The organism is Burkholderia sp. AU39826 (genome assembly GCF_020419965.1).
GTDB lineage: Bacteria > Pseudomonadota > Gammaproteobacteria > Burkholderiales > Burkholderiaceae > Burkholderia > Burkholderia semiarida.
The window spans coordinates 1-19,810 of the sequence record NZ_JAIZQG010000011.1 but is presented as its reverse complement, the minus strand read 5'-3'; the positions used below and the strand labels follow the sequence as shown (position 1 = coordinate 19,810).

Genomic DNA, 19,810 nt, shown 5'->3' with positions numbered 1-19,810 from the left:
CCGCCGTCGTGACATCTCCGATTTTTTTGCCGCGCTGACCGCGACCTACCCCGCTTCTTTTATTTCATCTCCGGAAACCGGAGTTTCATTGCCGTGCGGCGAGCACTTGCCTGGACCGTCATCAATCGATGCGCAGCCCCCCGGGTCGGGCAACGTCCGTCACCGCTTGCGCTGCCCTGCTCCACCCGTCATTCAAAGTTCGGACGAATTATGAGACACGTGCCTGAATTATTAAAGGCGGCATTCTTTATAGATTGTAAAATTCAAAATATTCAACGAGTTAGACTAAATACGCTCATTCCGCAAACGATTTCGCGACGATGCAATTAATCCAGATCTTTTATCGAGCGGATAAATACTTTGCCCAAGCGGATTCAAATGATGTTTTTTCTGAAATAGACAATCGACAAGCCGGCCGCAGCTGCGCATTCGCGACGAAAAATACGCGTAAACCACGAGGCGCGACGCGCATCGACGCTTCATGTTTCCTGTCGAAAACCGCCATTTTCGATAATCGAAAAGGAGGAATTGCGAGAATGGCGCCGCCATGGCTGGCCGGATTCGAAATATGCTCCTACAATTCCGCTCGCACCGATTCCGGCAGCCGCGGCCATTCGCGACGCGAGCACGGCAATCCCTCGCGTCCCGACCGGCTCGGCGATCCAGACAACGAACGCCGCGCGATACGTCGAGCGGTTCGTGCCGCGCGGGTCCGCCCGTGCCGGAATCGATGCGAGCGTGCGATGCGACGGATGCATCGCCACAGAGCGGGCTCCGACGTTTCCTCCGCACCGGGCAGGCCACCCGCGGAAACGCAGCCAACCGCCTTTTCACCACAGGTGCACGATGCCTTCATCGATCTCCGCATTGAGCGACGCGCATATCCTGATCGTCGACGATCAACCCGACCAGCTCCGGTTGCTGACCGACATCCTGCGCAGCACGGGATGCCGAATCAGCATCGCATTCGATGGCGCGCAGGCGTGCCAGCGCGCGCAGGCGCTGAGGCCCGACCTGATCCTGATGGACGTGCGCATGCCGCGCATGGACGGCTTCACCGCGTGCCGCCTGCTGGCCGCCGATCCGCTGACGTGCGCGATCCCCGTCATCTTCCTGACCGTGGCCGGCGCATTGCACGAGCGGCTCGAGGGGCTCGAGATCGGCGGCGTCGACTACGTGGTGAAGCCGTTCGAGCCAGCGGAGGTGATCGCGCGGATTCGCGTGCAGCTCTCGCGGACGCGACGCGAACGGCCGGCCGACCCGGAACCGGCGGAAAACCCGTTCGCCGGCGGCAAGGACGACGACATCATCGTGCGCGCGGCCATTCGCCACCTGTCGCGCCGGCTGAACGATCCGCCGACGGTGGAGGAACTGGCGCGCGCGGTCGGCACGCACGAGAAGCGCCTGTCGCGTGCGTTTCGCGACAATCTCGGCCAGACGGTGTTCGAATATCTGCGCTACGAACGGCTGCGCATCGCGCAGGATCTGCTGGATTCGACCACGCTCAGCATCGCCAGCATCGCGAAGGAAATCGGCTTTTCCACGCCGGCCAATTTCGCGACCGCGTTCCGCGAACGGTTCGGCATCACGCCAACGGAATGGCGGCGCCAGCGCGATACGGGCGCGCGCGCCGCTACCCGGCAGCCGCAACGCCGCGCGTAGGCCCGATGCGGCACGCTCACGCCTACCAGTTGTATTTCGCGCTGGCCAGCACGGTCCGCTCGTTGCCGAACACGCATACGGCGTACGACTGGCAGCCGCTCACGTAGCGCCGGTCGAACAGGTTCGCGACGTTCACCGCGAAATGCCAGCGCGGCAGGTCGTAATGGATCGCGAGGTCGTAAAGCGTCGCGCTCGGCACCGTCAGCGAATTGTCGGGTGCGCCGGCCGACGCGCTCTGGTAGCGCACGCCGCCGCCGACGCCGAAGCCCGCCAGCGCGCCCGTGCGCCAGGTCCAGTCGGCCCACATCGACGCCATCTGCCGCGGCAGCGGCACGGACACCGGCCAGTGGTTCAGCGACGCGTCGTTCGCCTGCACGTTCTTGACGTCCTGATACGCATACGACGCGACGATCGACAGCTCGCGCGTCACCTTGCCGACCGCGCTCAGCTCGATGCCGCGCGAGCGCACCTTGCCGGTCTGCACCGACGTCGTGGCGCTCGGGTCGAGATTCACCGGCGTCGGCGTCACGACGTTGGTCTGGTCGATCTGATACACGGCCGCATTCAGCATCAGGTTCCGGCCGGGCGGCTCCCAGCGCAGCCCGGCCTCCGTCTGCGCGCCGCGCGTCGGCTTCGGCAGGCCGCCGCCGAACATCCGCACGCCGATGACCGGATCGAACGACGTCGAATAGCTGACGTACGGCGACAACCCGGCGTCGCCGCGATAGGTGAGCCCGACGCGCCCGGAGAACGCACTGACGTCCTGCTGGGCATGCGTGCCGGCGGTGCGGTCGTCGAAGCGCGCATTCACGAAATCCTCGCGGCCGCCGAGCGTCAGCGTCCAGCGCCGCCAGCGGATCTGGTCCTGCGCGTACGCGCCAACCGAGTTCATCGCCGTGTACTGATCGACGTGGCCGAGCGACGTCGGCCCGGCGAAGATCGCGGCCGTCACGGGCCGATAGACGGGGTGATACAGGTCGAGCGACGGGGCGAGCGCGAGCCATACGCTGTTGGTCGTCGTCTGCCGGTCGAATTGCACGCCGAACAGCAGCGTGTGTTCGAGCGGCCCCGTGCCGAAGCGCGCCTGCGCGTGATTGTCGACGTCGAGCCGGCTGTAGTTGAGCTGGAACAGCCCCGCGAAACGCATCATGTTCGTCGTGCTGCGCGGCGCGAGGCCGTTGCCGAACACCGTCGCGTCGTCGAGCGACAGATGCGACCAGCGCACATCCTGATGCAGCGTCCAGATCGCGTTCACGCGGTGTTCCAGCGCGTAGCCGAGCGACCATTGCTTCTTGCGGTAGTCGTTGAACGACGGGTCGCCCATGTAGAGGTCCTGCGACAGGCGGCCGTTCGGGTTCGGCAGCACCGTGCCCGACGCGGGCAGGAAGTTCGACGAGATGTCGCCGCTATCCTGCAGGAACGTCGCTGAGAACGTCAGCGACGTGTCGGCGTTCGGCCGCCACCGGAACGACGGCGCGAGCGCGACGCGCCGGTCGCCGTTCGGGCCGGTCACCGCATTGCCGTCGCGCGCGACGCCGACGAACCGGTACGCATACTTGCCGTCCGGGTCGAGCCTGTCGCCGACGTCGAGCATGGCTTGCTTGCGCGCATCGTTGCCGATCTGCACGCCGGCTTCGCGCACGCGCTCGCCGTTGGCCAGCTTCGTGTGCGCATCGACGATCGCGCCCGGCTCGCCCGCGCCGTACAGCACCGACGTCGGCCCGCGCAGCACCGCGATCGAATCGATCGTGTACGGATCGACCCGCCAGTTCGCGATCACGGCCGTGTCCGGCGCCGGCAGCCCGTCGACGTACAGCGTCGGCGTGAAGCCGCGCAATGCCGCATACCAGTCGGTGCGGCTGTCGGCGCCGAACGTCGCGAAACCCGGCACGTAGCGCAACGCCTGGTTCAGGTCGGCCGCGCCGGTCATGTCGATCTGTTGCGCGGTCACGAGGTTGATCGTTTGCGGAATCTCGTCGATCGGCGTGTCGGTCTTCGTGCCGGTGGCGGTGCGCCGCCCGACGAGCCCGACGGACGAAGCGTCCGTCGGCCCTCGCACGTCGATGGCCGGCAGCACGGCCGCCGCCGCGCCCGGCGCCGATGCCTGCGCGTGCGCGCCGCCCGCGGCGGCCACGCACAATGCCCCGCCGGCCGCGATCGCCCGCGCGCGCCGCCGCGCTCCTGTCTCCGTCCACATCGTGTCGATACTCCGTCGTGCTGGGTTGGCCCGTTCTGCCGGATCGGCGGACCGTATGTCGCCGGAGGGCCGCCCGATGATGTCGTGATTGTCGTGCTCGCGATGACGCTGCCGCGTCGTACGGCAAGCACCGGCCGATCGCGTCGTTCGCGAGCGCAGCGATCATACCGGCCGAACGTGGCGCGGTCTTTAAAAAATAATCCGGTCGGCACTGCCCGCAGGTTCAAGGTGGCGCATTGTCGATCCCGCGGGCGGCAGCGTCATCGCGGTCGCCGGTTCGCGCCGGTGGCCCGCCGCACCGGCCGCCGGCGCAACCCATACCCCGTCGCGCGCAGGCGGCCCGCGCCGCGGCACGCGTCTTGCGCATCGCCGCGATCGCATCAGGCACCCCGGCGCAGCCGGGCATCGACGTGACACGCACATCCGGCAAAATTCACATCGGCATTTCGGGCTGGCGCTACGCGGGCTGGCGGGGCACGTTCTATCCGGACGACCTGAAGCAGGCGGCCGAGCTGCGGTACGCGTCGGGCCGGATGCAGACGATCGAGATCAACGGCACGCACTACAGCCTGCAAGCGCCGGACAGCTGGCGGCGCTGGTATGCCGATACGCCGCCCGGATTCGTCTTCAGCGTGAAAGGATCGCGCTATCTGACGCACATGCTCCGCTTTCGCGACGAAACGGCCACGATCGCGTGCGCGAATTTTTTCGCTCAGGGCTTGTTCGCGCTGAAGGAGAAACTCGGGCCGCTGCTGTGGCAGTTCCCGCCGTCGCTGCGGTTCGACCCGGCGCACATGGAGCGCTTCCTGAGCCTGCTGCCGCCCGACACGGAGGCCGCGCTCGCGCTCGCCCGCCGGCACGACGGGCGGGTGCGCGAACCGTATTTGCGGATCGACCGCAAGCGGCCGTTGCGTCATGCGGTGGAAGTCCGCCACGACAGCTTCGTGGACCCGGCGTTCGTGAAGCTGCTGCGCCGCCACAAGGTCTCGCTCGTCGTGTCGGATTCGACCGAGGCGTGGCCGCAGTTCGAGGATCTGAGCGCGCGGTTCGTCTACATCCGGCTGCACGGCACCGAAACGAAGTATTCGGGCGAATACGCCGATGCGGCGCTCGAACGATGGGCGCGCAGAATCGAAGCGTGGAGCCGGGGCACGCAGCCCGACGATGCGCGCCTCGCCGCACCGGCGCTGCAACCGCCGCGTGCGCAGACGCGCGACGTGTACTGTTATTTCGACAACGACACGAAAACGCAGGCGCCGTTCGATGCCGGGCGGCTGATGGCGCGGCTCGGGCTGCATGCGCATGATGCGGTAACCGAATGAAATGCTCGGCGCGCCGCGGGCATCGGGCATGCCGTCCGGGCACCGCGCGGGCAGGCGCGCAATATGCTCCGGTTCTCCCGGCTCGCGCCCTTCATCGCGCCCGCCGTGTGCGCCCGGTAAATCTTGCATGACCGGTAACCGGCGCCATGGGCCAACACTGCAAGGAGAAAAGCGATGACCCTGCTTATCTATCTGGTGGGATGGATCATTTTCATCGGCGGCGTCGCCTGGGGTTTGATGACGCTGCATGTCGCGCAGTACGTCATCGAGATCGTGGCCGTCATCCTGTTCGGCATCGCGGTCATCACGGGCGCGACGCGCGCCCGGAATCGCGACCGGTCGTAGCGCGGCGCGCATGCCGCGATCGCGCTGACCGCGGTGCGGCGCCGGATGCACGCTGACGGCCGCGTCCACGCCAACCGTTCCACGCGTCGGGCCGCGGTGCGATGAGGAGCGGCGCGCGACGGCGCGCGCCAGATAGTAGGCAACGCGTGCGTTCTTTGCATCGGCGGCGACAGGTGCGCTACGCTCCATTCGACCTCGTATCGCGGGTCAAAATTTAAGCGCTTAAACACTCAGAAGCCGACCCTGCGTCCGACGGGGTCCATCACATGGAGGATGACGATGAACAGACGATCGATGCTGCGCTGGAGCATGTCGAGCGCGGCGCTTGCGTGCCTCGACCTGGCTGGCCCGCTGCCCGCCTTCGCACAACCCGCGCCGCGCCCTGCGGCGGCGAGCCCATTCGCGATGGGGGCCGACATCTCGACGTTGCCGGAACTCGAAGCGCATGGCGCGGCCTTCTTCGACCGCGGCGGCGCGCCGCGCGACTGCCTGAAGATTCTCCGCGCGCACGGCGTCGACTCGATCCGGATCAAGGTCTGGAACGATCCCGGCAATCCGGATTTCTTCCCCGCGAACCAGAGCGCCGCAGCGGGCTACAACAATGCCGCGCACGCCGTTGCGCTCGCGCAGCGCGCAGCCGCGCTCGGCATGCGCATCCTGATCGACTTCCACTACAGCGACTGGTGGGCCGACCCCGGCAAGCAGTATCCGCCGCATGCATGGGCCGGCAAGAGCCTGACCGAAACCTGCGCGCTGCTGTCGGCGTACACTACCGACGTGCTGCGCCGGCTGCAACGCGCCGGCGTGCGCCCGGAGTGGGTGCAGATCGGCAACGAGATCACGGGCGGCATGCTGTGGCCGCTCGGCCGCTACGACCAGTGGGACAACCTCGCGCAGTTGCTGAAAACCGGCCACGACGCGGTGAAGGCCGTCGATCCCCGCATCAAGGTGATGCTGCACATCGACAGCGGCGGCGACAACGGCAAGAGCCGCTGGTGGTTCGACAGCGCGACGCAGCGCGGCGTCGCGTTCGACGTGATCGGCCTGTCGTACTACCCGCAATGGCAAGGCGCGCTCGACGATCTGCGCAACAACGCGAACGATCTCGCGGTGCGTTACGACAAGGAACTGATCGTCGTGGAGACCGCCTATCCGTGGACCACGAGCGACGGCGATTCGGAGCCGAACGCGATGACGAACACCGGATCGACGACCTTTCCGCCGTCGCCGGCCGGCCAGGCGCAATTCCTCGCGGCGGTCGTCGATATCGTGAAGGGCGTGCCGGGCAATCGCGGCAAGGGCGTGTTCTGGTGGGAGCCGGAATGGATTCCGACGCCGGGTGTCGGCTGGAAGCTCGGTGCGGGCGACCAGTGGGACAACAACACGCTGTTCGATTTCCACGGTCACGCACTGCCGTCGCTCGACGCGTTCCGGCAGCGCTGACGCGTCACGGCATCGCTGCTTCACCGCACCGGCGCATGCCGCGTCAGTGCGGTGAATCGAAGCCGCGGCGCGCACTGCCCGTACCGCTCTCACCGTCGGCGCCGCCCCGCTCGCCGTACGCATCCACGGCGAGCAGCGCGCACGCCACGAGCGCGAGCCCGCAGCATCCGGCGAACGTCGCGCGATAGCCGAACAGATCGACGCACGCGCCCGACAGCACCCCCGATGCGATCGAGCCGACCCGCGCCGTGCTGAAGAACATCGCCGTCGCGGTGCCGGGGCGCGTGGGCATCAGGTCGCACACGCGCGTCATCCCGAGACACGACGTGATCGCGACCACGCATGCGCTCAGCAGTTGCAGCGGCAGGATCAGGTTCGCGCGCGTCACCGCCGCGAGCCCGATGAAATATGCGGCATGCACGAGCGCGCACGCGGTCAGCCAGCGCGCCTTGTCGAGGCGCGTCGAGCGCATGCCGAGCCACAGCATCATCGGAATCTCGAGCAGCGCGGCCAGCCCGAGCGCGGCCGACACGTTCGCCGGCGTGCCGCCGAGCGCGCGCACGATATAGAGCGGCAGCACGATCATCGTCGCGTTCGCCGCGAGCCCGATCAGCGTGAGCGCGACGAGGGTGCGCAGCACGCTGGCGCGCGGCGCGACGGCCATCGCCGCACGCGCATCGTCAGGCGGTGGCCCGGCGCGATCCATTGCCCGCACGTGCACGGCCGCGGGCCGCCGCGCCGGCTCCGGAATCCGTGCGACGATCGCCGCGCATGCGACGAAGCCCGCGGAAGCCGCAAGAAAGAGTCCGGTAAAACCCGTCTGCGCGAGCATCAGCGCACCGAGCGCGGGACCGAACACCCACGCGATCGACAGCATCGTGCGCAGCGCGGCCGATGCAAGCTCGCGCTGTGCATCGTCGGCGACGGGCAGCACCGCGCGTGCGAACGAGAAGATCTGCGACAGCGACACGGCGCCCGCGCCGAGCAGGATCGTGCCGGCGACGATCACCGGCCCATGCGCGCGCAGCACGCACAGCAGCGCAAAGCCGAGCGCGGCAGCCGCGAGCGACACCACGAGCAGCGGCCGGTGCCGGTCGCGACGATCGGACCAGCGTCCGGCCCACGTGCTCGCGACGACGCCGCTCGCCGCGATCAGCGTCAGGAAGACGCCGGCCAGAAACGGCGACATCCCCGCCGCCTCGACGCCGAACAGCGACAGGTACGGCGCGGTGAACGACATCGCGACGCCGAGCATCAGCGCCGCCGCGGAAAGCGGCACGAAGTACGCGATTCTCGCAAGGCGCGCGAAATGCAACCGCGGCGACCGCAACGACTGCATCGCGTCAGTCCGGCTCGACCCAGGCGGCCACGTCGACCGCGCCGAGGTCGCGGCTGCCGAGCACGAAGCGCGCACCGCCCGGCGCGGGCAGCATGCATGGCGTGTCACCGTAGTTGAACGCGAACGTGACGCGCCCGCGTCGACGCAACCGCACACCGTCCGGCAGCGCGTACGCTTGCAACCCCGCATCGCGTGCGCAGCGGGCAACGATCGCGCGCAACAGCGTCCGATCGAAACAGGCAGTCGCCATCGTCACGTGAGCGCGCCGCACGAGCGCCGGCACACCGTCGTCGCATGCGGCCAGTACGTCGACGCCCGGCGCCGCGTCCATATCGACGTGATCGCGCCATTTCAGCGCATGACCATCGACGCCGTCGAACGACACACGCGGCGCGAGCGACGGCCGCAGCGACTCGACCTGGCCAATCCGAACCGGTAGCACGTTGCGCAGCTTGCCGGGTGCGAGACCCGGCGCGATCGCGAATTCCGCGGTGCGCGAACCCGTGCGCGGCCCGAACAGCCAGTGGGCGTGTCCGCTCGCGGCCTGCTCGACGATGCGATCCGTGACGACCGGCAGCGTCGGCGCGACGACGAGCGCATAACGCGACACGTCGGCGCCAGCCGCGACGATATCGACGTCGAGGCCCAGCTCGCGCAGCGCGCGATACCAGTCGAACACGTGCTGTTGATAGTCGAAATCGGCGCCGTGCGGCTGGATCCGGATCATCCAGTCGGCCTCGTAGTCGAACAGCAACGCGACGCGGGCCGTGTCACGCTCGCCGGCGACGAGCGCGGGATCCAGCGCGGCGATCTCGCGTGCGACGCGCGCCACTTCGTGACCGCCCGGCGACAGCCGGTCGTCCGGCGCGTTGAGTCCCGAATGCAGTTGCTCCTGCGCATGCGGATACTGCCGCCACCGGAAATACGACACGAGCTCCGCGCCGTGCGCAAAGGCTTCCCACGTCCACAGCCGCACCGCGCCCGCGTGCGGCACCGGGTTGTAAGGCCCCCAGTTGACGGGCCCTGCCTGCTGCTCCATCACCCACATCCGGCCGTTGCCCACCCTGCGATACAGGTCGTGCGAGAACGCCGACACGTCCGGATGCCCGGTGCGGGCCCAGCGTTGCTTGTCCGCTTCATCGAGCGGCAGCACTTCGGTGCGCGGCACCGGATAGCTGTCCCACGCGGCGACGTCGAGGCCACCGCGTGCGAACGCGTAATGATCGAACTCGACGAAAAAACCCATGAAGTTATGCAGCACGTCGCGACCCGGCGCGTGCGGACGGATCGCGTCGACCTGCGCGGCATGAAACCGCGCGACCTCGTCGGACTGATAGCGCCGGAAGTCGAGCAGGTGGGCGGGATTCGCGTCGGTCGGCGTATGACGCGGCAGTTCGATCTCGTCGAAGCTGCGATATTCCATGCTCCAGAACACGTTGCCCCACGCGCGGTTCAGCGCGTCGATATCGCCATAACGCGTGGCGAGCCACGTGCGGAAACCCTGGAGTGCCGCCTGTGTATAGCTCGGCAACGTGTTGTGACAGCCGAGTTCGTTGTCGGTCTGCCACGCGATCACCGCCGGATGCGCGCCGTAGCGCCGCGCCATCGCGTCGGCAATGCGCACGCAGTGCTCGCGATACACGGGGCTCGCGATGTCGTAATGGCGACGCGAGCCGAACTGCCACACCGCGCCATCGACACCCACCGGCAGCATCTCCGGATGACGATCGACGAGCCACTTCGGCGGCGCGGCGGTCGGCGTGCCGAGTACGATCTTCAACTGCTGGCGTGCGAGCGTGTCGATCGCGTCGTCGAGCCATGTCCAGTCGTAGCGGCCGGGCTCCGGCTCCATCCGGCTCCACGCGAATTCGGCGATCCGCACGCGCGTCAGGCCCAGTTCGGCCATGCGCCGCGCATCGCGATCCCATTGTTCGCGCGGCCAGTGTTCGGGGTAGTAGCAAACGCCGAGGTGCATCGTGGATTCCTTGGAGAAAGAGGATGGACGGGTCAGCCCTTGGTCGCGCCGAACGTGAGCCCTGCGACGAAGTGCTTCTGCATCGCGAAGAACATCAGCACCGACGGTAGCGCGGCGAGCACGGAGCCTGCCGACACGATGTTCCAGGCGGTCGTCCACTGCCCTTTTAGCGCGGCGACGCCGACGGTGATCGGCGCCGCGTCGTCGCCTTGCGTGAGGCACAGTGCCCAGAAGTAGTCGTTCCACACGAACGTGAACACGAGGATCGCGAGCGCCGCGAGCGCGGGCCGCACGAGCGGCAGCACGACGCGCCAGTAGATCGCCCACTCGGACGCGCCCTCGACGCGCGCGGCCTCGATCAGCTCGAACGGCAGCTCGCGGATGAAGTTGCGCAGGAACAGCGTGCAGAAGCCGGTCTGGAACGCGGTGTGGAACAGCACGAGCGCCCATACGGTGTTGTACAGGCCGACGGCGAGCATGATCTGCCGCACCGGGATCATCAGGATCTGGATCGGCACGAAGTTGCCGGCGACGAACAACCCGAGCAGCACGAGATTGCCGCGGAACCGGTAGTTCGCGAGCGCGTGCCCGGCGAGCGACGCGAGCAGGATCGACGCGGCGACCGACGGCACCGTGATCAGAAGGCTGTTCGCGAAGTACTGGAGCATCGGCGTCTGCGTGAGCGCGGCGCCGTAATTGTCGACGAGCGCGAACTGCTTCGGCAAGCTCCAGTAATGACCGGCCATGATCTCGTCGGTCGAGCGGATCGACGTGACGAGCACCGCGAGCAGCGGCACGAGCCACAGCGTGAGCGCACACGGCAGCGACACCCGGTACAGCAGGCGGGCGGGACGTCCCCAGCGGGACACGGGCATCGGATACATTTGCGATCCTTATGATTCGACGCGCACCAGCTTGCGCAGCTGCCACACGATATAGACGAGCATGATCGCGAACAGCACGACGGCGATCGCGGCCGAATAGCCTTCGCGGTAGTACTTGATCGCCTGGTCGACCATGAAGTACGCGAGCACGGTCGAGCTGTCGAACGGGCCGCCGCCCGTCATCACCGAGATCAGGTCGAAGCTGCGCAGCGCGCCGATCACGGTCAGCACGACCGCCATGAACGTCGCGGGCCGCAGTTGCGGCAGGATCACGTGCCACAGCAACGTGAAGCCGCGCGCGCCTTCCATCCGCGCCGCTTCGACGATCTCGCCGTTGATGCCGGTGAGCCCGGTCAGGTACAGGATCATGCAGAACGGGATCTGCGGCCACAGCGCGGCGACGATCACACCGTAGGTCGCATAGCGCGGATCGCCGAGCACCGGAATCCCGTGCCCGACGATCAGCTTCAGCAGCCCGAACGTCGGGTCGTAGAACCACGAGAACACGAGGCCAACGACGACGCCCGGCAGCACGAACGGCGCGAAGAACAGCGACTTCACGAGCCGGATGCCGAACACGTTCTGGTTCAGGTACAGCGCGAGCGCGAGGCCGAGCGGCGGCGCGGCGAGGAACAGCGCGAGCCACAACACGTTGTTCTTCAGCGCGACGGTGAACGTATCGGACTGCAGCAGCTCGCGATAGTTGTCGAGTCCGGCGAACGTCATCGGCGTCATCCCGTCCCACTGATGGAAGCTCAGCCAGATGCTGCTGACGATCGGGTACAGCACGAACACGGTGAAGAGCGCGAAACCCGGCAGCACGAACCACAGGGCCGCGCGATTGCGCCGCCGCGCGAGCGACGCGCGCGCAGGCCGCCGTGGGCCGACATCGCGGCGCGCGGCGCTTTCGGACAGGCTGGTTGACATGAGATGACCTTCGATGAAACGAACGTGACGGTGACGACGCAGCACCGGGCCGACATCCCCGCCGGCTCGGCCGCGCGGCGCATTACTTCCGGTAGATGCGCTTGCGGGTCTGCTCGAGGCGCTGCAGGATCGCATCGAGCTGCGTCGGATCGGACAGGAACTGCTGCATCGCCTTCATCCCCTCGTCCGCCATTTCCTTCGTCATGTCGCGATCGTAGAACTGCGCGATGCCGCCCGGCGTCGTCGCGAGCGTATGGAATCCGATCTTCGAGATCGGGTCCTGCGGCTCCGGCGCCTTGTTGTTCGACGGCAGTTGCCCCATCCCCTTCGCGAACTCGCCGCTGACCGCCGGCTGCCCCATGAACGCGAGGAAGCGTCGCGCATCGGCCTTGTTGTGCGCTTTCGCCGGCACGATCAGCACGTTGACCGGCCCGTCCTCGGCAAGCGGCACCGACGCGTCGATCACCGGAAAGCGGAAGAAGCTGATCGGGTTGCGCGTCGCGCTTAGCAGTCCTGCCGAATACCAGGTGCTCATCAGCGTCATCGCGGCCTGACCGTTGACGATCAGCGGGCTCAGCGAATCGACGTCGTAGGACAATGCGTTGTCGATGAAATACTTGTCGTCGATCAGCTTCTTCCATGCTGCGTACACGGCCCGCACGCGCGGATCGGTATAGGCGACGTCGCCGGCCATCAGCTTCTGGTGGAACGCATAGCCGTTGATCCGCAGGTCGAGGTAGTCGAACCACGCGGCGAGCGTCCATGCATCGCGCGCGGCCACCGCGATCGGCGCGATGCCGGCCGCCTTCAGCTTGCGGCACGCGTCGAGAAACTGCGGCCAGTCGGCCGGCTCGCCGTGAATGCCGGCCTTCTCGAACAGGTCCTTGCGATAGAACAGCCCGTACGCGTCATAGCCGAGCGGCAAACTGTAGAGCTTGCCGCCGTAGGTCGACGACTGCTTGACGGACGCATACGTGTCGTTCCAGCCGTTCTTCCGCCAGTCCGCGCTCAGATCCTCGATCAGCCCACGCTTCGCGAAATACGCGAGCCGCTCGCCGTTGTTCCAGCTCAGCACGTCCGGCGGATCGGTCGCGAGCCAGCCGGACATCTGGACCTTGTACGCCTCCTCGCCGACGTAGCTGACCTTCAGGTCGATATCCGGATTCGCCTTGTGGAACTGGTCGAACGCGGCCTGCCACGTCGCGCGCTGGTTGCCGCGCGCGGCGACGTTCACTTTCAGCGTGCCCGCGTCGGCCGCGCCCGCGGCGCACGCCGCGGCAGTCGTCAGGGCAAGCAGCAGTCGGCTCGCACGAAGTCTCATCGTTGTCTCCTGATATTGGTGTGTTGAATGCCGCGTCGCACGCGGCCGGTCGGCATGGCGCCGCTACGCGAACGCCGCTTCGGCGTGAAGGGCCGGCAACGCGATGCCGGCTTCGTCGAACAGATGGCAACTCGACGGCGGCACGAGAAACGCATGCCGTTCGCCGCGCCGCAACGCGGCCTGCCCCGGCAATTTCGCGAGTAGCGGCACACCGTCGGGCTGGTCGAGATGCACGTATGCGGCTTCGCCGAGCTGCTCGACGAGCGCGATGTCGCGCACGATCGACGGCAAGCCGGCATCGGCGGACGCGGCGAGCAGCAGGTGCTCGGGACGAATCCCGAGCGTCACGCGCGCACCGCGGCCGACGTGGCGCGGCAACGGGCGATCGCGCAGCGTCAGCGTCTCGCCGGTGCCGTCCAGCGTCAGCCGGCAGCCGTGCGCATCGCCCGCGTCGACGACGGCCGGCAGGAAATTCATCCGCGGCGAGCCGATGAAGCCCGCGACGAAGCGGTTGGCCGGCCGGTGATACAGCTCGAGCGGCGCACCGGCCTGCGCGATGCTGCCGAAGCGCGCGACGTCGTCGCCCGCATGCAGCAGCACGATCCGGTCGGCCAGCGTCATCGCCTCGATCTGGTCGTGCGTGACGTAGACCGAGCTCGATTGCGTGAAGCGCGCGTGCAGCCGCGCGATTTCGACACGCGTCTGGCCGCGCAGCGTCGCGTCGAGATTCGACAGCGGCTCGTCGAACAGAAACACGCGCGGTTCGCGCACGATCGCACGGCCGATCGCGACGCGCTGGCGCTGCCCGCCGGACAACGCCTTCGGCTTGCGATCGAGCAGCGCTTCGAGCTGCAGCACACGCGCGGCCTCGGTCACGCGGCGGCGGATCTCGTCCTTCGGCGTGCCGGCGATCCGCAGCCCGAAACCGATGTTGTCGAACACGGTCATGTGCGGAAACAGCGCATAGCTCTGGAACACCATCGCGACGCCGCGCGCCGCGGGCGGCGTGTCGTTCATCCGTGCGCCGCCGATCCGCAGCTCGCCCTCGGTCACGTCCTCGAGCCCGGCGATCATCCGCAGCAGCGTGGATTTTCCGCAGCCCGACGGACCGAGAAACACGCAGAATTCGTGCGACGCGATCTCGAGGTTCACGTCGCGCAGCACCGGCGCGTGGTCGCCGTAGCGCTTCGAGACGTCCTTCATTGAAATGGCGGTCATCGCGCTCTCCTCTCGCCGGTCACACGCATTCGACCGGAGAATTTAAACGCTTAAATTTCGGTGGCGCGATTCGCCCGGTTCGCCGTACCATGTCGTCTCCTTCCTCTGATGTGTCGAGAAATTAGCGTATCGGCCGTCCCTGTGCAACTTGTGGGACGCACTCCCAGAATATGAGCAGACACTGCCCCGCTTCACTTCCGCCGCACCATGCCAACCGCCCGATCGGAGGCCGCGCATGGTGACGCTCGCGCAAGTCGCGCAGCGCGCGAACGTCACGGCGGCGACCGTCTCGAACGTGCTGCGCAATCCGCAGAAGGTGAAGCCCGCGACCGTCGAACGCGTGATGGCGGCGATCCGCGAACTCGGCTATCGGCCGAACCTGACCGCGCGCGCACTCGCCGAGGGCCGCACGTCGACGCTCGCTCTGATGCTGTCGAACATCACGAACCCGTTCTATCCGGAGTTCGTGCTGGCCGCCGAACGCGAGGCGCGCAAGCGCGGGCATTACCTGCTCGTGTCGAATACCGACGACGATCCGGCGATCACGCGCAACTACCTCGAGCGGATCGCGGGCACGCTCGCGGCCGGTGCGATCGTGATGAACACCGATCTCGCCGAAGCGGAACTCGCCGACATCGCGCGTCACGGCGCATCGATCGTGCTGTGCATGTGGGAACACGTGCATGCGTCGCGCACGTTGCCGTGCGTGACCGTCGATTTCGCGGCGGCGGGCGCGCTGGCGGCCGCGCATCTGTCCGGGCTGCGACATCGTGCGTTCGGCGCGCTCGTCGGCAAGGGGTCGGGCGGTCCGCAGTCGGTGCGGCTGCGCGGTTTTGCCGACGAACTCGCGGCGCGCGGCCACCCCGCGAATGCGCTGACGACCGTATCGGTGCACGACTCGATCGAAGGCGGCTACGAAGCGGCCGCCGCGTTGCTGCGGCAGCAGCCTGGCCTCACCGCGCTGTTCGCGACCAACGACCTGATGGCGATCGGCGCGATGCAGGCCGCCGCCGATCTCGGCCTGCGCGTGCCGGCCGATCTGTCGGTCGTCGGCATGACCGATATCCAGCTCGCCCACCAGTTCCGTCCCGCGCTGACCACGGTGCGGTTCCCGACCGCGCAGATCGCCGCGCGGGCGATCGCGCTGACGCTCGACATGATCGACGGGATCGAGCCGGCCGCGGCCGTGCATACGATCGGCGCGCCCGAGCTCGTCGTGCGCGAATCGACCGGGACGGCGCCGGACTGACGGTTCGATATGCGCACGTTTGCGCGTGGCGTGCGGCGCATGCATCGGGAATGAACGACGTGGCGGTGGCCGCGCGCTTTCGGTTTTCCGGTTCGACGACGACGCAAAGCGGCACATCGCCACCTTCGACGCACGGCGAACCGATACGGGCCGAAAGAGATCGGGAAGTCCGGGATGGCGGCATCCGATGCCGCGGCTCCCCAGAACGAAAAATGGCGCGTCACCGAGGTAACGCCGCGCGATTCGACATGATTCGTCGTTTCGCCGGCGTCACGGGTGACGCGCGTGACGCGTGAAGATTCGCGGCCGCCCGAAGCATGCGGCGGCCGCGGTATCGACGTCGCCTACTTCTTGATCACCGGAACGGTGAGCGAAGTGACGAGCGACGTCACGGGTGCCAGCAGACCGCCCGACGCGCTACCTCCCCCTTGCGCGGAATTGCCGTTCAGCGAGACCGCCAGTGCGGGAACGACGCCGGCCACCGAGCCGACGGCCGAACCGACCGATTGCACCGCCGCGTTGGCGATCGTTGCACCACCGGAGATGAGCGCCCCGGCGGCGTTCGTCACCCCGCCGACTGCACCGGCTGCCGTGCCGCCGTTGAGCGCGACGCTCAGTGCCGGAAGCGTTCCGGCGACCGCGCCGGCGGTGCCCGTCACGGTGTGTGCGAGCGAGCCCGTCAGGCCAGTGGCGACCGTCGCGAGCGAGCCCGCCGCACCGGTTGCGCCGGAGAGCGCACCGGTGCCCGAGCCGACGACGTTGCCGGCACCGCCCGTGGCGGATCCGATCAGCGACGTGACGGTCGATGCGATCGGCGTGATCGCCGCGGTGCCGCTGCCGGCGAGGCCGGTTACCGCGCCGGACACTGCGCCGATCGCACCGGTGGCTGCGCCGACCGGCAACGAGCCGCCGAGATTGCCGACGATGCTCGTGATCGGCGTGATCAGCGCGCCGCCATTGCCCGCGACATCGGTGACGGCGTTGATGACGCCCGGGCCGGCGTTGGCTACCGTGCCAACGATGCCGCCGACACCACCCGCTGCACCGGTCAGCGTTCCGACTGCACCGGTTGCCGTGTTGGCGACCGTGCCAACGATGCCACCGAGACCGCCGGTCGCGCCGCCAGCACCGCCCACTGCGCCGGCCAAGGTTCCGACTGCGCCGGTTGCCGCGTTGGCGACCGTGCCAACGACGCCACCGAGACTGCCGAGGCCACCGGTCATACCTCCGCCGGCACCACCCGCTGCACCGGCCAAGATTCCCACTGCACCGGTTGCCGAGTTGGCGACCGTGCCAATGACGCCACCGAGACTGCCGAGGCCACCCGTCGCACCTCCGCCAACACCACCTACTGCACCGGCCAAGGTTCCGACTGCACCGGTTGCCGCATTGGCGACCGTGCCCACGACGCCACCGAGACTGCCGAGACCACCGGTCACACCTCCGCCGACACCACCCGCTGCGCCGGCCAACGTCCCGACTGCGCCGGTTGCCGTATTGCCTACCGTGCCAACGATGCCACCGAGACCGCCGGCCGCACCACCAGCACCGCCCACTGCACCGGCCAACGTTCCGACCGCGCCGGTTGCCGTGTTGCCTACCGTGCCAACGATGCCACCGAGACCGCCGGCCGCACCACCAGCACCGCCCACTGCACCGGCCAACGTTCCGACCGCGCCGGTTGCCGTGTTGCCTACCGTGCCAACGACGCCACCGAGACTGCCGAGGCCACCGGTCACACCTCCGCCGACACCACCCGCTGCACCGGCCAAGGTTCCGACTGCACCGGTTGCCGAGTTAGCGACCGTACCCACGACGCCACCCAGACTGCCGAGGCCACCCGTTGCGCCTCCACCGACACCGCCGACTGCGCCAGTTGCCGAGTTGGCTACCGTGCCAACGATGCCACCGAGCCCCCCGGTCACGCCGCCGGCACCGCCCAGGGCACCCGTCACCGTTCCAACTGCACCTGTTGCCGTGTTCGCTACCGTGCCGACAACGCCGCCGGCCCCGCCGCCAACACCGCCCAGTGCGCCAGTCAGTGTTCCAACCGCGCCGGTTGCCGTGTTCGCCACCGTGCCAACGACACCACCGAGGCCGCCGGTCCCGCCGCCAACACCGCCCAGAGCGCCGGTCAGCGTACCGACTGCACCGGTTGCCGTGTTCGCCACCGTGCCGACCACGCCGCCGAGGCCACCGGTCCCGCCGCCAACACCGCCCAATGCGCCGGTCAGCGTTCCAACTGCACCTGTTGCCGTGTTCGCCACCGTGCCGACAACGCCGCCGAGACCGCCGGCCCCGCCGCCAACACCGCCCAATGCACCGGTCAGCGTTCCAACTGCACCTGTTGCCGTGTTCGCCACCGTGCCGACAACGCCGCCGAGGCCACCGGTCCCGCCGCCAACACCGCCCAATGCACCGGTCAGCGTTCCAACTGCACCTGTTGCCGTGTTCGCCACCGTGCCGACAACGCCGCCGAGACCGCCGGCCCCGCCGCCAACACCACCCAGTGCGCCAGTCAGTGTTCCGACGGCGCCCGTTGCCGTGTTCGCCACCGTGCCGACAACGCCGCCGAGACCGCCGGTCCCACCACCGCCAACACCGCCCAGTGCACCGGTCAGCGTTCCAACCGCGCCAGTTGCCGTGTTTGCCACCGTGCCGACGACACCACCGAGGCCGCCGGTCCCGCCGCCAACACCGCCCAATGCACCGGTCAGCGTTCCAACTGCACCGGTTGCCGTGTTCGCAACCGTTCCGACGACACCGCCGAGGCCGCCGGTCCCGCCACCGCCAACACCGCCCAGTGCGCCGGTTACCGTGCCAATCACGCCGCCAAGGCCACCGGCCGGATCGCCGACACCACCCAAGGCACCCGTCACCGTACCCACTGCACCGGTTGCCGTGTTCGCTACCGTGCCGACCACGCCGCCGAGGCCGCCGGTCCCGCCGCCAACACCACCCAGTGCGCCAGTCAGTGTTCCGACGGCGCCCGTTGCCGTGTTCGCCACCGTGCCGACGACACCACCAAGGCCGCCGGCCCCGCCGCCAACACCACCCAGTGCGCCAGTCAGTGTTCCAACCGCGCCGGTTGCCGTGTTCGCCACCGTGCCAACAACGCCGCCGAGGCCGCCAGTCGGATTGCCACCACCGATGCCGCCCAGCGCGCCGGTTACCGTACCGACCACACCACCAAGCCCACTGGTCGGATCACCGACACCACCCAAGGCACCCGTTACCGTACCGACTGCACCGCTTGCCGCATTGCCCACCGTTCCGACGATGCCACCGAGACCACCGGTCCCGCCGCCGACACCGCCCAGTGCCCCGGTCAGTGTTCCGACTGCGCCCGTCGCCGTGTTCGCTACCGTGCCGACAACGCCACCGAGGCCCCCTGTCCCGCCACCGACGCCACCCAGTGCACCGGTTACCGTACCGACCACACCACCAAGCCCGCCGGCCGGATCGCCGACACCACCCAGGGCACCCGTTACCGTACCGACTGCACCGCTTGCCGCGTTGCCCACCGTTCCGACAACGCCGCCGAGACCACCAGTCCCGCCACCAACACCGCCCAGTGCGCCGGTCAGCGTACCGACTGCACCGGTTGCCGTGTTCGCTACCGTGCCGACAACGCCACGAAGGCCGCCAGTCGGATTGCCACCACCGATGCCGCCCAGTGCACCGGTTACCGTGCCAACCACTCCGCCAAGGCCACCGGTCGGATCGCCGACACCACCCAGGGCGCCCGTTACCGTTCCGACTGCACCACTTGCCACGTTGCCCACCGTCCCGACAACGCCACCGAGACCACCAGTCCCGCCACCAACACCGCCCAGTGCGCCGGTCAGCGTACCGACTGCACCGGTTGCCGTGTTCGCTACCGTGCCGACAACGCCACGAAGGCCGCCAGTCGGATTGCCACCACCGA

Annotated in this window: 14 protein-coding genes; 5 read left to right on the top strand and 9 right to left on the bottom strand. The window is 68.2% G+C overall.

From position 1 onward, the window contains the following. Positions 1-479: 479 nt before the first annotated feature. The gene (locus tag LGM42_RS19320; protein WP_226232911.1) at positions 480-764 is read right to left on the bottom strand and encodes a hypothetical protein; all 285 of its coding nucleotides are present in this window, start codon (positions 762-764) and stop codon (positions 480-482) included. Positions 765-846: 82 nt separating this feature from the next. Between LGM42_RS19320 and LGM42_RS19315 the strand changes: the two genes are divergently transcribed. Beyond that, a complete protein-coding gene (locus LGM42_RS19315; protein ID WP_059577696.1) occupies positions 847-1,662 on the top strand; it encodes a response regulator in 816 nt (271 codons plus the stop codon). 22 nt (positions 1,663-1,684) lie between these two features. On the opposite strand, the gene LGM42_RS19310 is transcribed toward LGM42_RS19315, so the two are convergent. Then, positions 1,685-3,859: a TonB-dependent siderophore receptor gene (locus LGM42_RS19310; protein ID WP_226232910.1), complete on the bottom strand. Its 2,175-nt coding sequence runs from the start codon at positions 3,857-3,859 to the stop codon at positions 1,685-1,687. Between the two features lie 410 nt (positions 3,860-4,269). Between LGM42_RS19310 and LGM42_RS19305 the strand changes: the two genes are divergently transcribed. From LGM42_RS19305 to LGM42_RS19295, 3 genes are all read left to right on the top strand, one after another. Continuing rightward, positions 4,270-5,181 (top strand): DUF72 domain-containing protein, encoded by a 912-nt coding sequence (locus tag LGM42_RS19305; protein ID WP_226232909.1) that lies wholly within the window; start codon positions 4,270-4,272, stop codon positions 5,179-5,181. A 174-nt stretch (positions 5,182-5,355) separates the two neighbouring features. Further along, positions 5,356-5,526, top strand: coding sequence for a hypothetical protein (locus LGM42_RS19300; RefSeq protein ID WP_167351632.1), 171 nt, complete (start codon positions 5,356-5,358; stop codon positions 5,524-5,526). A gap of 279 nt (positions 5,527-5,805) precedes the next feature. Further along, complete coding sequence (locus tag LGM42_RS19295) at positions 5,806-6,969, top strand: arabinogalactan endo-beta-1,4-galactanase (protein WP_226232908.1); 1,164 nt, start codon at positions 5,806-5,808, stop codon at positions 6,967-6,969. A gap of 43 nt (positions 6,970-7,012) precedes the next feature. On the opposite strand, the gene LGM42_RS19290 is transcribed toward LGM42_RS19295, so the two are convergent. The 6 genes from LGM42_RS19290 to LGM42_RS19265 all read right to left on the bottom strand — a co-directional run bounded on the left by LGM42_RS19290 (position 7,013) and on the right by LGM42_RS19265 (position 14,633). Continuing rightward, complete coding sequence (locus tag LGM42_RS19290; RefSeq protein WP_226232907.1) at positions 7,013-8,308, bottom strand: sugar efflux transporter; 1,296 nt, start codon at positions 8,306-8,308, stop codon at positions 7,013-7,015. 4 nt (positions 8,309-8,312) lie between these two features. Next, positions 8,313-10,283, bottom strand: a complete 1,971-nt coding sequence (locus LGM42_RS19285) for a beta-galactosidase (RefSeq protein ID WP_226232906.1) — start codon at positions 10,281-10,283, stop codon at positions 8,313-8,315. A gap of 32 nt (positions 10,284-10,315) precedes the next feature. Continuing rightward, a complete protein-coding gene (locus LGM42_RS19280; protein ID WP_226232905.1) occupies positions 10,316-11,167 on the bottom strand; it encodes a carbohydrate ABC transporter permease in 852 nt (283 codons plus the stop codon). Positions 11,168-11,176: 9 nt separating this feature from the next. Beyond that, on the bottom strand, positions 11,177-12,094 hold the full coding sequence (locus LGM42_RS19275) for a carbohydrate ABC transporter permease (RefSeq protein ID WP_226232904.1): 918 nt from the start codon (positions 12,092-12,094) through the stop codon (positions 11,177-11,179). An 82-nt stretch (positions 12,095-12,176) separates the two neighbouring features. Further along, positions 12,177-13,415 (bottom strand): ABC transporter substrate-binding protein, encoded by a 1,239-nt coding sequence (locus LGM42_RS19270; protein WP_226232903.1) that lies wholly within the window; start codon positions 13,413-13,415, stop codon positions 12,177-12,179. Positions 13,416-13,478: 63 nt separating this feature from the next. After that, the gene (locus tag LGM42_RS19265; protein ID WP_226232902.1) at positions 13,479-14,633 is read right to left on the bottom strand and encodes an ABC transporter ATP-binding protein; all 1,155 of its coding nucleotides are present in this window, start codon (positions 14,631-14,633) and stop codon (positions 13,479-13,481) included. A gap of 235 nt (positions 14,634-14,868) precedes the next feature. On the opposite strand from LGM42_RS19265, the gene LGM42_RS19260 reads away from it, so the two are divergent. Further along, positions 14,869-15,882 (top strand): LacI family DNA-binding transcriptional regulator, encoded by a 1,014-nt coding sequence (locus LGM42_RS19260; protein ID WP_226232901.1) that lies wholly within the window; start codon positions 14,869-14,871, stop codon positions 15,880-15,882. Positions 15,883-16,226: 344 nt separating this feature from the next. Here LGM42_RS19260 and LGM42_RS19255 read toward each other — a convergent pair. Further along, the coding region (locus tag LGM42_RS19255; protein WP_413227423.1) for a beta strand repeat-containing protein at positions 16,227-19,810 on the bottom strand (3,584 nt) is incomplete at its 5' end.